General features: G+C 30.3%; 12 protein-coding genes. 6 read left to right on the forward strand and 6 right to left on the reverse strand.

Annotated elements, in window-relative coordinates:
* Positions 1-162: 162 nt before the first annotated feature.
* Both N187_RS01755 and N187_RS01760 read left to right on the forward strand, forming a co-directional pair.
* Positions 163-1,539: an aminopeptidase gene (locus N187_RS01755; protein WP_025419556.1), complete on the forward strand. Its 1,377-nt coding sequence runs from the start codon at positions 163-165 to the stop codon at positions 1,537-1,539.
* Between the two features lie 5 nt (positions 1,540-1,544).
* Positions 1,545-1,808, forward strand: a complete 264-nt coding sequence (locus tag N187_RS01760; protein WP_084797382.1) for a PTS sugar transporter subunit IIB — start codon at positions 1,545-1,547, stop codon at positions 1,806-1,808.
* Positions 1,809-1,826: 18 nt separating this feature from the next.
* On the opposite strand, the gene N187_RS01765 is transcribed toward N187_RS01760, so the two are convergent.
* From N187_RS01765 to N187_RS04955, 6 genes are read right to left on the reverse strand one after another with little or no spacing between them, the layout of a single operon-like run.
* Positions 1,827-2,873, reverse strand: a complete 1,047-nt coding sequence (locus N187_RS01765; protein WP_025419558.1) for an NAD(P)H-dependent glycerol-3-phosphate dehydrogenase — start codon at positions 2,871-2,873, stop codon at positions 1,827-1,829.
* Between the two features lie 26 nt (positions 2,874-2,899).
* Positions 2,900-5,194 carry an AAA family ATPase gene (locus tag N187_RS01770; protein WP_075550313.1) on the reverse strand — a complete coding sequence of 765 codons (2,295 nt, stop codon included), beginning with the start codon at positions 5,192-5,194 and terminating at the stop codon, positions 2,900-2,902.
* A 10-nt stretch (positions 5,195-5,204) separates the two neighbouring features.
* Positions 5,205-6,425, reverse strand: a complete 1,221-nt coding sequence (tyrS, locus tag N187_RS01775; RefSeq protein WP_025419559.1) for a tyrosine--tRNA ligase — start codon at positions 6,423-6,425, stop codon at positions 5,205-5,207.
* Positions 6,422-7,759 (reverse strand): glycine--tRNA ligase, encoded by a 1,338-nt coding sequence (locus N187_RS01780; RefSeq protein WP_025419560.1) that lies wholly within the window; start codon positions 7,757-7,759, stop codon positions 6,422-6,424. Before N187_RS01780 ends, tyrS begins: the two co-directional genes overlap by 4 nt.
* A gap of 21 nt (positions 7,760-7,780) precedes the next feature.
* Positions 7,781-9,301, reverse strand: a complete 1,521-nt coding sequence (gene gltX, locus N187_RS01785) for a glutamate--tRNA ligase (protein ID WP_156922695.1) — start codon at positions 9,299-9,301, stop codon at positions 7,781-7,783.
* 15 nt (positions 9,302-9,316) lie between these two features.
* The gene (locus N187_RS04955) at positions 9,317-9,682 is read right to left on the reverse strand and encodes a hypothetical protein (protein WP_233275048.1); all 366 of its coding nucleotides are present in this window, start codon (positions 9,680-9,682) and stop codon (positions 9,317-9,319) included.
* 495 nt (positions 9,683-10,177) lie between these two features.
* Between N187_RS04955 and N187_RS01795 the strand changes: the two genes are divergently transcribed.
* From N187_RS01795 to N187_RS01810, 4 genes are read left to right on the forward strand one after another with little or no spacing between them, the layout of a single operon-like run.
* Positions 10,178-11,320, forward strand: coding sequence for an HD-GYP domain-containing protein (locus N187_RS01795; RefSeq protein ID WP_075550314.1), 1,143 nt, complete (start codon positions 10,178-10,180; stop codon positions 11,318-11,320).
* Positions 11,321-11,331: 11 nt separating this feature from the next.
* A complete protein-coding gene (locus tag N187_RS01800) occupies positions 11,332-12,045 on the forward strand; it encodes a 5'-methylthioadenosine/adenosylhomocysteine nucleosidase (protein ID WP_025419562.1) in 714 nt (237 codons plus the stop codon).
* A gap of 20 nt (positions 12,046-12,065) precedes the next feature.
* A complete protein-coding gene (gene metK / locus N187_RS01805) occupies positions 12,066-13,235 on the forward strand; it encodes a methionine adenosyltransferase (RefSeq protein ID WP_025419563.1) in 1,170 nt (389 codons plus the stop codon).
* Positions 13,232-13,705, forward strand: coding sequence for an S-ribosylhomocysteine lyase (locus tag N187_RS01810; RefSeq protein WP_025419564.1), 474 nt, complete (start codon positions 13,232-13,234; stop codon positions 13,703-13,705). The genes metK and N187_RS01810 overlap by 4 nt, the downstream gene beginning before the upstream one ends.
* The last annotated feature ends 9 nt before the right edge of the window (positions 13,706-13,714 follow it).

Consider the following 13,714-nt stretch of genomic DNA (forward strand, 5'->3'; position numbering starts at 1 on the left):
TCTAATTGCTAAATCAATTAGCCATAACAGCATTTAAACTCATTTCACCTTAAAAACAATACTTTAGCTTAAACTTGCCCATAGACATCTGTTTTTCATTGATCAGACCACATTTTAAAAATAATAGAATGTTATAATAAGTAATTAGGAGGAAAAATTTCAATGGTAAAAAAAAATCCTTGGACTTCTTTAAAAGAAGAAGAGAAAAACAATATTTTAGAATTTACCCAAAAATACAAAAAATTTTTAAGCTCAGTTAAAACTGAACGAGAAACAACCAACTATGCTATACAAAAGGCAAAGGAAAAAGGCTTCATTAATACTTGCGAAAAACAAGTACTCAAAACTGGAGATAAAATTTTTTACACATGTCGAAATAAAAATGTTGCTATTGTATTTATTGGAAAAGAACCTATTGAAAATGGAATAAACTTCATCGTATCACACACAGATTCACCAAGACTTGATGCTAAACCATCGCCAATTACTGAAGAGAATGAATTGACACTGATGAAAACAAATTATTATGGAGGCATCAAAAAATATCAATGGTTATCCCTTCCTCTATCAATACGGGGTACAGTATTTTTACAAAACGGAGAAAAAGTAGAGATCAAAATCGGTGACGATAACAATGATCCCGTATTTATAATTCCTGATGTTTTACCACATCTTGACAAAAAAGTTCAAAGAGATAAAAAAGTCGAAAACATCATTGAAGGCGAAAATTTAAAAATCATAATTGGAAGCCTGCCCATTGAGACTAAAGAAAAAGAAAAAGTAAAATCTGCTACTCTTAAGTTACTAAAAGAAAAATATAAAATAGAAGAAGATGATTTCATCTCAGCAGAAATAGAAATAGTGCCAGCAGGAGAAGCAAAAGATGTAGGATTTGATAGGGCACTCATCGGCGCTTATGGCCAAGACGACAAGGTTTGTGTTTATACCTCACTAGAAGCCATACTAAATTTAGAAGAAACTCCAAACAAAACTGCTATATGTTTTTTAGTTGATAAGGAAGAGATTGGATCAACTGGATCAACTGGACTAAACTCAAGATACCTTGAATACTTCGTATCAGACATAATATTTAAACTTGAACAGACTAAATATAATAATCTCTTAGTTCAGAAAGTACTATGGAACTCAAAAAGCATATCTGCTGACGTTTGCAGTGCAATAAATCCCTTATTTAAATCAATTCACGATGAACAAAACGCACCCAAATTGGGATATGGAATATCTGTAATAAAATATACAGGTCACGGAGGGAAAATCATGGCCAGTGACGCTGATGCAGAACTTGTCTCTTACATCAGAAATTTGCTAAACAAGAATAATATAGCTTGGCAAGTAGCAACACTTGGTAAAGTAGATGAAGGCGGTGGAGGAACTGTTGCAAAATTTTTAGCACATTATGGCATAAGAACAATTGACATGGGGCCTGGTGTAATTAGCATGCATTCACCATTCGAAATAACCTCTAAATTTGATGTATATACCTCCTATATGGCTTACAAGGCTTTCTTCAAAGGATAATAAACATGACCAAAGATATAACCAAAACGTCAAAACACATTTTAGAATGCTTTGGAGGCACTTCAAACATCAAAAAAGTGGAAAAAGATCTAACTAGAATAAAAATATTAGTTGATAGTAACTCTTTAGTTAAGAGAGAAAATTTAACAAAGGATAAAAATATCATAGGGGCAATTAAGTCAAACGAATTCACAGAAATTGTAATGAACTTTGAAGTAATTGACGACGTTTATAGTAATATCATGTATATGATAAATGAAAAAATATAGTAGGATCCCGTTTGGGTCCTAAACTTTAAAATTTCTTATACAATCAACAATGGCTTCAGGCTTTAATTCTTTATTCAAAATTTTATACACTATATTCGCTAAACTATGATCATTGGAATCACTACCTAAAGATTTAAAAAGCAAAGAAACTTCCTTAGCAGCAAATATTCCCTCTGGCAAATAACCAATTTTATGGATATTATTTATTAAATCATCTATATCCACTAAACCTTCCAAGATATTTTTATTAACAATTTCACGACCAAATCGTCGATTTCTCCCAAAAACGCTTCTACAAGTAACATCTAAATCCCCAGAACCAGCTAAAAATAAAAATGTTTCTGCATTGCAGGTACCAAGCTTAAAAGCAATATTTTTCATATCACTTAAAGAAACTGAAAATAAAAAAGACTCCGTATTATCGCCTATCAAATTTGTATTTTTATATTCATCTAAAATTCCAAATGCAATTGCAAATATATTTTTCAAAGCTGCTGCTATCTGTACACCAAGAACATCATTACTATAAAACATAGAAATAGAAGTGTCATTAAATAAATTAATAAATTCAAAAGCATTGTCTCTGTTATTACTAGCAGCCACAAGTCCTGTAATCACTCCAAGTCCAACTTCTTCAGCATGACTTGGCCCTGCAATATAAGTAATTTCATCTTTATATCCACTTAAAATACTCTCTGCAGCCTCTACAATCGTGCAAAGTTTGCCATCAATTGTTATAAAACCTTTTGTAAGTATTGCCAATTTAAACTTTTTGGTATAGCATACGTTTTTTAATTCATTCAAAATATTTAAAGTATAAAGGGAAGGTGTCACAACAAAAACATAATCAGACTGGCTTACAACATCAAACAAATTAGAACTTGCAATCAAATTATCAGGCAACCTAATGTCCTTTAAATACTTGACATTCTCATGATCATTATTAATACTATCTCTAACATCTTTTTCAAAAGACCATATCAAAATATTATGTTTAAATTTATCTGCCAAAACCTTAGCAACAGCCGTTCCCCAAGCTCCTGCTCCAACTATAGATATTGTCATATATATGTCTCCTTATAATCAGGAATTTATAATAACTCATACTTCATTGTCCCGTCTAGATAAACTCTGATCTTGTCATCCTCTTTAAATTTTTTTAAAATCATATCGCTAACCAACAAACTTCCAACTTCCTTAACCACAAGCTTACGCACACTCTTAATACCAAGTCCATCTCTATAAGTTTTATTCCGAAAATAATCAATAATATTTTTTTCAAAAAAAATATCAACTTTTTCATTTTTTAGTACCTTAACGAAATTATTCATCTCTTCAATAATAACCTTTTCAAGGTCACTCTCGCATACAGGCTTAAAGAAGAAAATATGATCTATAAGATCTAAAAATTGACTAGAAAAACGTTTTTCTAGCAAACTTCTGCAATTTACTGTTTCACTTTTAAATCCAATACCAGCAAGTTCCCTATATTCTATATTAATATCTATTATTATTATACTATCCGACAAGCTCACACTTCTACCAAGACTATCATAAAGTTTACCTGTATTAAACCCCTCAAAAAAAAAATCTATAACCCTCTTGGAAGATTTATCAAAATCGGAAAGAAAAATAATTGAACTTGAAGATTTACTTAAAAATTTAAAAAATTTAGTAGGTTCATCATAAGATTCAGAGCCATACATAGGCCCTATTAATCTATTAATGCCATCAAAATCACTATACTCACTCATTCCCAAAGTCAATTTAGGAATCTTAAGTTCTTCTGATAAAATACATGCAAGCTTACTCTTATCTACATCTGGAGAACCTATTAAAGCGAAAATACCAAGGGAATTACTTTGAAAGAGAAATTTAATCCTTAAAAGTTTGATGTTCAATATCAAATCAGATAAAATCTCCTCATCAATTATTATGCCTTTTCTTATTTTACGCTCTAGATTAATCAGTAAGTCATTATCATAGCTATCAAAATTAAAAACATTTGTATCAATTATAGATTTAACAAAATCTTTCATATCATCGCCCGTTATAACTTTCTTGTTATTACTCTCACACTTAAATTTAGCCCCAATACCATCTAATAAATCGAAAGCTTTATCAGGAAGGCATCTATCTTTAATATACTTAGACATAGTAATTGAAACCCATATGGCCTCATCTGTGTACTCTACATTATGATGCATCTCATATTGTTCCTTAGCACCTTTTAAAATATAATAAGTATCCTCAAAACTTGGTTCCTTAAGTTCTATACTATGAAATCTTCTTATTAAAGCTTTATCTTTTAAAAAGAATTTTTGATATTCATATTTGGTAGTAGCACCGATTAACTTTACCTTACCTAAAGTTAATATAGGCTTCAACAAATTTGAAACATCTACATTACTAAAAGATGTAGCACCAGCTCCAACTATCATATGAATTTCATCAATAAAAAGAATTACCTTTTTTTTAAAAAATAAAAAATCTAAAAGCTTATTCACTCTATCTTCAAGATCTCCCCTATACCGAGTTCCAGATATAAGTCTTCCTATATCAAGAGAATAAACCTCATAACCCATTAACTCCCGAGGTACTTGACCTGTCTTTATCATATAAGCAAGTCCTTGAAGTAATATTGTTTTTCCAACTCCAGGCTCTCCAAAGATAATTGGATTACTCTTATATTTGCGAAGCATTACCTGAATCAACTTACATAATTCTTCATTTCGGCCAACCAAAGGACTCTTCTCTAAACTTGGATCTAAACTATCAATAACATTGGACAAAAAATCTTCAGCAAAATTGTTCTTATCCAATGAATCATCATCTTGATCTAATTTAAAATAATCTCCTTCAAAAATACTCAAACCTCCATTACTATCTATCTCTTTATTCAAAAGATCGCTTGCAACAAGTAGCCTATCATTTTCAAGAAAGCTTAAATCCAAGTCTGAACCCAAGTAATCATAAACCTCAATTATCTTGTCAAAGATAGTTAAATTAAACCCTGACTTCAACAAAGAATCTAAAATTATGTTTTTTCTTTTCCTAATTAACACCCATAGCAAATCTTTCTCTTGTAATATACAAGGATTTTTATAATAAAAAATTGTATTGATTATCTCTTGACATAAATCATTCATCTGAAAATGATAATCCGAAATATCAGAACCTTTTAAAGGCACCTGATTGAAAAAATCTCCCAAAATTTTATCAAAAGTATAAAAATTAAGAGTACATAAACCAAGCAGCTCTTTAATTTTTTCATCTCTAATTAAACTGTAAAAAATATGCTCTTCAGTAAAAATAAGATGTTTGCGTTCCATAAAAAACAGAAATGATTTAAAAAATAAATTATTTAAAGCTCTTCTGTTATACATGAAACACCAACTACAAAATGATTCTCAAAATCTTTTTCTTACCAATTTTAAGTTCAATTTCACCATTGGTAAAATTATCCTTACTAAGGTAATAATCCTTATTTCCTATTCTTACCCTGTCTATATAAACTCCACCGGAATCAATCAATCGCCTAGCTTCCGATTTGCTAGATGCAACTTTTGAAAGAACCATTAAGTCAATCAATAAAATACCTCTTTCTAAATTAGTCAATGACAACTTAAAGAAAGGCATATCGGATTTATTACCTTTATCTCCTTTAAATACAACTTTAGCTGTTGAGGATGCCTTTAAAGCTGCATCTTCTCCATGAACAATCTTTGTTATCTCAAATGCCAAGGTTTCCTTTGCCCTATTTAATAAACTGCCTTTAAAACTTGCAATATGCTCGATCTCATCATCTTCCAAAAAAGTAAATAGATATAATAAACTCTTAACATCCAAATCTGGAACATTTCTAAAATATTGATAAAAATCATAAACACTACAAAGTTTTGAATCAAGATAAACTGCTCCCTTCTCTGATTTACCCATCTTTTTGCCATCACTTCTTGTAATAAGCGGAAGTGTCAGGCCAAAAACTTCTTTTCCTAATTTCCTCCTAATTAAATCAATACCTGAAACAATATTTCCCCACTGATCATCACCCCCAATTTGAAGCTTACAATTCTTAATTTTATTTAACATATAAAAATCATACGATTGTAAAAGTTGATAATTAAATTCAATAAACGAAAGTCCTTCCTTAAACCTTTTCTTATAAGTCTCAAACCCCAACATACGATTAACAGAAAAATGAATTCCAACATCTCTTAAAAACTCAATATAATTAATATCATCAAGCCATTCGGAATTATCAAGGACATATCCTTGACTAAAATCTATTATTCCAAGCAGTTGATCTCTTATTGCCTTAACATTTTCTTTTATATCCTCTTTCGATAAAATCTTTCGCCTCGTATCTTTACCTGAAGGATCTCCTATCTTTGTAGTTCCACCACCAACTAAAGCAATTGGAATATGACCTTGCCTTTGAAGGTGTGCCATTGCCATAAAAGGAATTAAATGTCCAATATGTAAAGAAGTAGAAGTAGCATCAACACCAACATAAAAAACTATCTTTTCCCCATCCATTAATCTATTTAAAGCTTTCAAATTTGTACACTGTTTTAAAAATCCTCTTTTCTGCAAAATTTCTAAGGCAAGATTCATCTACTTGCAACTCCCTTATAATTTAGAATTTCAGTCCTAATATGTGAATATAAATCATCAATAGAAATTCTTATTTGATTCATACTGTCTCTATCTCTTAAAGTAACAGTTCTATTTTCAATAGTATCATAATCAACTGTTACACAATAAGGCGTACCAATTTCATCTTGACGTCTATAACGCTTACCTATTGTACCATTGTCATCATAAAACATGTAAAAATCACCACTAAAATGCATAAACACCTTTCGAGCAAGTTCAGGCAGTCCATCTTTCTTTACAAGAGGAAGTATTGCTACTTTATAAGGAGCAAGTTTAGGATGCAAACGTAAAACTATTCGCTTATCTCCTCCCTCAAGTTCTTCGTGAGTATAAGCATCACAAAGAGCCATTAAAACACTCCTTGTAAGTCCAAGAGACGTCTCAATAACATACGGAATATATCTCTCACCGCTTATCAAATCATGATATTCAAATAACTTAGGCTTACCGCAAAACTTAGCATGCTGAGACAAATCATAATTACCCCGATTATGAATTCCCTCAATTTCTTGAAAACCAAATGAAAATTTATACTCAATATCAACTGCAGCTTTAGCATAATGAGCAAGTTCATCCCCTTTATACTCTTTAAATCTAAGATTATCAGCTCTTATTCCAAGAGTTTCAATGAAAAAACTCATTCTCTTTTGTTTCCAATAATAATACCAATCATCCATCTGATTAGGATGCACAAAAAATTGCATTTCCATTTGTTCAAATTCACAAGTCCTAAATATAAAATTTTTCGCTAATATCTCATTTCTAAATGCCTTACCAACTTGAGCTATCCCAAAAGGAATCTTAAGCCTTGTAGAATCCAATACATTTCGAAAATTAACAAAAATACCTTGAGCAGTTTCTGGCCTTAAATAAATTTCACTAGAACTATCTTCAACAGCTCCAATATTAGTCTTAAACATTAAATTAAAACTTCGTGGAGTTGTAAATGTACCTGCAGCATTACAATTAGAACAACCTTTAGATAAATCAATAGAATCAATCCTAAATCTACACTTACAATTTTTGCAGTCCACTAATAGATCTAAAAAATTCTCAACATGCCCTGACGCTGCCCAAACCTCAGGCCTCATCAAAATAGAACTATCTAACCCTACCACGTTTTCATGCAAATAAACCATGTTCTTCCACCATTCTTTTTGTATATTTTTCTTAAGCTCAATACCTAAAGGTCCATAATCCCATACGCCTGATAGACCCCCATAAACTTCTGAGGACTGAAATACAAAACCTCTTCTCTTAGCTAGTGAAATAATATCCTCCATTCTGATCATATCAAAACCCCCAAAATTTATTCATAATCCATGTCTTTTTAAAAATTTCTGTGCCTCATTTATTCTATGAAAAACTTTAATCTTCCCAAGTAATTTCAAAGAATCAAAAAGAGGAGGTGATACCTTACTTCCAAGAACTGAAATCCTAATTGGAAGCAAAACTTCCCCTATTTTTAGATTATTCTCCTTAGCAAAGTCATAAAAAATTTTTTCATTTTCATGAGATATCCTTGTTTCAAATCCCTCCAATACTGGCTTAATCTTTTCTAAGAGCAAATAAATATCACCTGCAGTTCTTCTCTTACCTAAAAACTCATCCAAATTCCACGTTTTAATATCCTCATAAAAACACTTAAGCATAGTTACAGCTTCACTAAGTTTTCTAATCCTTGTCTTTATTAGAGGAACTAAAAGCATTAATTTTTGCTCATCACAAGAACTAAGGTCTTTTTTAATGTAACCTACATTTTGTAAGAACGGAATTAAAAGCCTGGCCAACTCATTATCTTCTTTTGCTCTAATATAATGACTATTAAAAAAATCTAATTTAGTATAGTCAAAAACAGCAGGAGATTTATTGACTTTTTCAATAGAGAATAGTTTTTTAAGTTCATTCGCCGTAAAAAATTCACTCTTACTATCATAAGACCAACCAAGTAAGGTAATATAATTAACAATAGCTTCAGGAAGATATCCATCATCAATAAATTGTTTTAAAGCTGTAGCACCATGTCTTTTACTTAATTTTTGCCCATCACTTCCCATTACCATTGGAAGATGACAATAAATGGGAGGCTTCCATCCAAAAGCATTATAAAGAAGTACATGCAGAGGACCTGAGGAAACCCACTCTTGAGCTCTTAATACATGAGAAACTTCCATTAAGTGATCATCAACAACATTTGCAAGATGATAAGTTGGAAATCCATCGGATTTAAGAATAATCGGATCAGGATTAATATCCCTATTTGCCCATGTAACTTTGTCAAGTAAGACATCGTTAAAACAAGTCTCTCCATCAAGAGGAACCTTAAATCTAATAACAGGATTTATTCCTGAATTTAAAGCTTCCTTCACCTCAGATTCACTCAAGTTCCTGCAATGTCTATCATAACCCGTTGCCATCTTATTAACAGCTTGAATCTTTCTGATCCTCTCTAATCTCTCAGGCATACAATAACAATAATAAGCATTACCCAATTCAATCAATTTTTTAGCATACTCTTGATATATTTCTGTTCTTTGTGACTGAACATAAGGGGCATAAGGACCTCCACAAGTAGGGCCCTCATCAAAATCAATACCAAGCCATTTTAAACTTTGATATAGATCTTCTTCTGCCTCTTTAAAATATCTAGTCTGATCCGTATCTTCTATTCTAAGCAAAAATTTTCCACCACAAGATTTGGCAAAAAAATAATTAAATAGAGCTGTTCTAATCCCTCCAATATGCTGTAAACCAGTAGGAGAAGGTGCATATCTAACTCTTACACTCAAAACATAACCTCTTCTAATAAAAAATATCCTTTTGTGAAATATCATAAATGTAGTAAAAAACTAAAAAAATAAGTTTGAATTAAGCAACCTAGTGTGATTAATATTTAATCGATCTTTATATTTAAAATATTTGTCTCTAATTTTAAGTCTATTCTCTTTAATTAGTAGGCATCCTAAATTCGATTTTTTAAAGATATAATAAAAATAAACTGTAAAAACAGGATCCCTTAAAAAATGATTCTTTAAAAAGCTTATTTCATCACTCAATTTTGCATATTCTTTTTCAGCAATAGCATTAAGTCCCACACAATACCTTATCCATTTATCCTTACTATCTGTACAATTTAAAATCAAATTAGAAGCTTTTTCTTTCTCTCTAAAACTAATACACATAGAATAAAGTTCTGCTATTGTCTTATTACTCATTTTAATATCTTTCAAGATAAAAATAAATCTTATCAAGACTATTTTTATCTTGTTTAATTAAAATTATTTTCAAAAGAAGAAAAATATCAAACACACTCTTAAGTGTCTTACGAATTACCTTAAGCGTTAAAAAAGTATAAGTATGATCCACATCATTAAATATGAAATATAATCTCGAATATAAAAATTCAGAATAAAAAAAATTAAAAACAAATATAAATACGATAAAAGTTAAAATAATATAAAAATTCAAGAGAATAAAATCTAAAAAATTTGAAAATCTTAAAATTTCTAATAAATAAAAACAACATAGAAAAGCACCAAAAAACATGATATTAAAAATAAAAAGTATTTTGTAAACCACAAAAAAGCTCTTATAATAAAGTTTAATTTCAAAATTGATATATACATGTTATATTATACTATAATAGATATACAATTAATAAATAATATGATATATATGCTTATTACTAAGTTTGAAGCTTAAGGGAGAAAATGCAAAGCTTTGATGATTTAACCAAAGATATAAAAAATTTTTCATATGTAATAGATAAAGATTTCCTAGTATGGCCTATAAACTCTCTTTTAAAACCTGAGAATATCGAACTCATTGAAAAATGGGATCTCAAACATGAACTCAAAATTCAAAGAACATTCTTTAATGAGGCATTAATACGAGAAACAGAAAAGCTTATCAATATAGAATATGATGAGGAGTCTATTGCAAACTATCACATACTAATAAGCAACTTAGAAGAAATATACGAAACTTGCAAAAAAAACAAAAAAATTTACTACCAAGACGTACTTCCAACTGTCAAAAAAGTAATAGAATTTTATAAAAAAAACCAACAAACATTCATCAAATATATGAAACTACCTAAACTCTTATCTGACTACCATATTGTCCACTCAATAAATACCGCAATACTAACTGTTGCGCTTGGAAACGAGATGAACTTAAACAACCATAAAACGGTTGAACTCTGCACAATAGCTCTCCTACACAAAATAGGTTTCTTATTTATCCCTTTAAAGATAAGTGCAAAAAAAGAAAAATTAAGCAATGAAGAATTTGAAATAATAAAAAAATATCCCGTGCTTGGCCATCAAATACTCTCAACCACTAATTTTTCACAATCGATCTGTTCAGCAATTCTAACCCATAAAGAAAACTTAGATGGTTCAGGATATCCCAACCAGCTTAAAAGTGAAAATATAAATATTGAAGCCAATATAATAGGTGCTGCTAGTTCCTACAGTGCAATCCTTCTAGATCGAATATATAAAGGAGCTCTAAACTCTGGTGCATCCCTTATCGAACTAATACAAGATGCTGATAAAAAATTTGATAAAAGAGTTCTAAAACTAATAATCAAGGTGCTCTCTCAATGCCCTATAGACTTTATTGTTGAACTTAACGATAACTCAATTGCTAAAATAATAAAAATTAATGAAACGAATATTAATACTCCATATATAAAATACATAATAAAAGACGGAAAGATCGTATTTCCCTCTAGTGAAGAGCAAAACTATATCAAATCCATACCTAAAACAGAAACAGGAATAAAAAAAATACTAAGACAAGATGAAATAGAATTTATTTTAAAAAAATATGAATTAAAAGAAATGTAAAAGGAGTAAATATGATTTTAATAACATCAGCAATGGATGAAGAAGCAACAGAAATAAATAAGATTATAGAAAACAAAAAAGAAATTACATTAAATGATTATTCAAGTGAAAAAAAAATCTATAAAGGAGAAATTGCGGGACACGAAGTAATTTCTCTAACTACTGGCATTGGAAAAGTAAATGCTGCTATGTGGAATAGCTACATCATATCAAAATATAAAATCACTCACATAATCAACTCAGGAACTGCTGGTGGGATCAAAGAATATGCAAATCTTAAAATAGCAGATATCATAGTATCATCACAAATAGCATTTCATGATTTTAATTTAACTAAATTTGGACATAAAATAGGACAAGTACCAGGTTTTCCACAAAAATTTAAAGCAGATGAAAATTTATTAAGCAAAGTTGTTAATATTATTAAAGACAAACTTCAAAAAATTAATGTTCATATCGGTTTAATACTTACAGGTGATCAATTTATTGGAGATGAAAAACAATTAGAAGCAATAAAGACTAATTTCGCAGATGCCTTAGCTGTAGAAATGGAAAGTGCCGCAATTGCACAAATAGCATACACATTCAAAATACCTTTTATTGTCACTCGTTCTGTATCTGACTTAACAAATATCAAAGATAATCACATAGACTTTAACAAATTCTTACAAGATGCATCAATTAACTCAGCCAAGCTAGTAAAAGAGCTTATAAAACTCATATAGTTTATAAAGGTAATATATATATGCTTAATAATAATCTAACATCAACATCTGAAGCTGTATCCGAAGGACATCCTGACAAAATTGCAGATCAAATTTCTGATGCTATACTTGATGAAATACTCAAAAGAGATAAAATGGCAAAAGTCGCATGTGAAGCTTTAGTTTCACAGAACTTAGTAGTTATAGCAGGAGAGATAAATAGCAAAGCAAAAAATGAACTAGATGTAAAAGAAATTGCAAAACAGACAATAAAAAATATTGGATATACAAACATAGAATACGGACTTGACTATAAATCCGCTACAATAATCGATGCAATTGGTTCCCAATCAATTGACATTACAAATGCAGTTGAGAAAAAGAATACAAAAGATATAGGAGCAGGAGATCAAGGAATAATCTTTGGTTATGCATGTAATGAGACTGAAAATTTCTTACCTATAGCATATGAACTATCTAACTTAATCCTGCAAAAAGCTAGCAAACTCAGAAAATCAGGTGAAATTAAATGGCTACGCCCTGATGCAAAATCCCAAGTCACCATTGAATATGATGCTAACAAAAATCCTATTAGAATCAATAATATTGTTGTCTCTCATCAACATGATCCTGATATCCCTCAAGATTTCTTAAGACAAACGATTATTGAAAAAATTATAAAACCTACAATTGCAAGCAAATCAATGCTTGACGAGAATATCAAATATTATATTAACCCCTCAGGCAATTTTGTCATCGGAGGACCCACTGGAGACACAGGTCTTACAGGAAGAAAAATTATTGCTGACAGTTATGGTGGATTTGCCAGACATGGCGGCGGTGCTTATAGTGGCAAAGATGCTACTAAGGTCGACAGATCAGCAGCTTACATGGCAAGATACATTGCCAAGAATATGGTAGCAGCAGGTATTTCTAAAGAATTTGAAATACAACTTGCTTATGCTATTGGAATTTCCAAGCCAATATCTATTAAAATAACCACAGGTATAAGTAACAATGAATATGAAAAAAAAATATTAAGTTTTATTATAAATAACTTTGATCTAACTCCCAACGGCATAATCAAAAAATTAAAACTAAGAGAAGCCATTTACTCTAAGACATGCACATACGGACATTTTGGGAAAAATGAACTAGAATGGGAAAAATTAGATTTTGTAGATATAATAAAAAAGGAATTCAAAATATGAATAAGATACCAAGCTTTGCAATTGATCACACAAAATTAAAACCCGGAATATATATCTCAAGAAAAGATACATTTGAGAATTTAATACTCACTACTGTGGATATTAGGATGAAAACTCCTGGCAAAGAGCCTGTAATCAACAATGCAGAACTACATACAATTGAACACATAGGAGCAACGCTGTTGAGAAACAACAAAGTCTGGGCTGAGAAAATACTGTACTTTGGACCAATGGGCTGCAGAACTGGATTTTACTTAATTCTTATAGGTAATTACGAAAGCCAAGATCTTATTGATTTAATATCTTGGCTTTTTCATGAGATCGCAAATTTTCAAGGAAATGTTATAGGAGCAACTGAAAAAGAATGTGGTAATTATCAAGATCATAATCTAAACATGGCAAAGTATGAATCCAAGCGGTATTTAGCAATATTAGCAAACATCAAAGAAGAAAACCTAATATATCCCTAAAGAACAATA

It is taken from the genome of Borrelia anserina Es, assembly GCF_001936255.1.
In the GTDB taxonomy this organism is placed as follows: Bacteria; Spirochaetota; Spirochaetia; order Borreliales; family Borreliaceae; genus Borrelia; species Borrelia anserina.

Coding starts and splice junctions, on each gene's coding strand:
- N187_RS04955 (WP_233275048.1), bottom strand. CDS start 9,682: ATGAGTAATAAGACAATAGCAGAACTTTATTCTATGTGTATTAGTTTT.
- tyrS (WP_025419559.1), bottom strand. CDS start 6,425: ATGAATCTTGCCTTAGAAATTTTGCAGAAAAGAGGATTTTTAAAACAG.
- N187_RS01765 (WP_025419558.1), bottom strand. CDS start 2,873: ATGACAATATCTATAGTTGGAGCAGGAGCTTGGGGAACGGCTGTTGCT.
- gltX (WP_156922695.1), bottom strand. CDS start 9,301: ATGATATTTCACAAAAGGATATTTTTTATTAGAAGAGGTTATGTTTTG.
- N187_RS01795 (WP_075550314.1), top strand. CDS start 10,178: ATGCAAAGCTTTGATGATTTAACCAAAGATATAAAAAATTTTTCATAT.
- N187_RS01810 (WP_025419564.1), top strand. CDS start 13,232: ATGAATAAGATACCAAGCTTTGCAATTGATCACACAAAATTAAAACCC.
- N187_RS01760 (WP_084797382.1), top strand. CDS start 1,545: ATGACCAAAGATATAACCAAAACGTCAAAACACATTTTAGAATGCTTT.
- N187_RS01800 (WP_025419562.1), top strand. CDS start 11,332: ATGATTTTAATAACATCAGCAATGGATGAAGAAGCAACAGAAATAAAT.
- N187_RS01780 (WP_025419560.1), bottom strand. CDS start 7,759: ATGATCAGAATGGAGGATATTATTTCACTAGCTAAGAGAAGAGGTTTT.
- N187_RS01755 (WP_025419556.1), top strand. CDS start 163: ATGGTAAAAAAAAATCCTTGGACTTCTTTAAAAGAAGAAGAGAAAAAC.
- N187_RS01770 (WP_075550313.1), bottom strand. CDS start 5,194: ATGTATAACAGAAGAGCTTTAAATAATTTATTTTTTAAATCATTTCTG.
- metK (WP_025419563.1), top strand. CDS start 12,066: ATGCTTAATAATAATCTAACATCAACATCTGAAGCTGTATCCGAAGGA.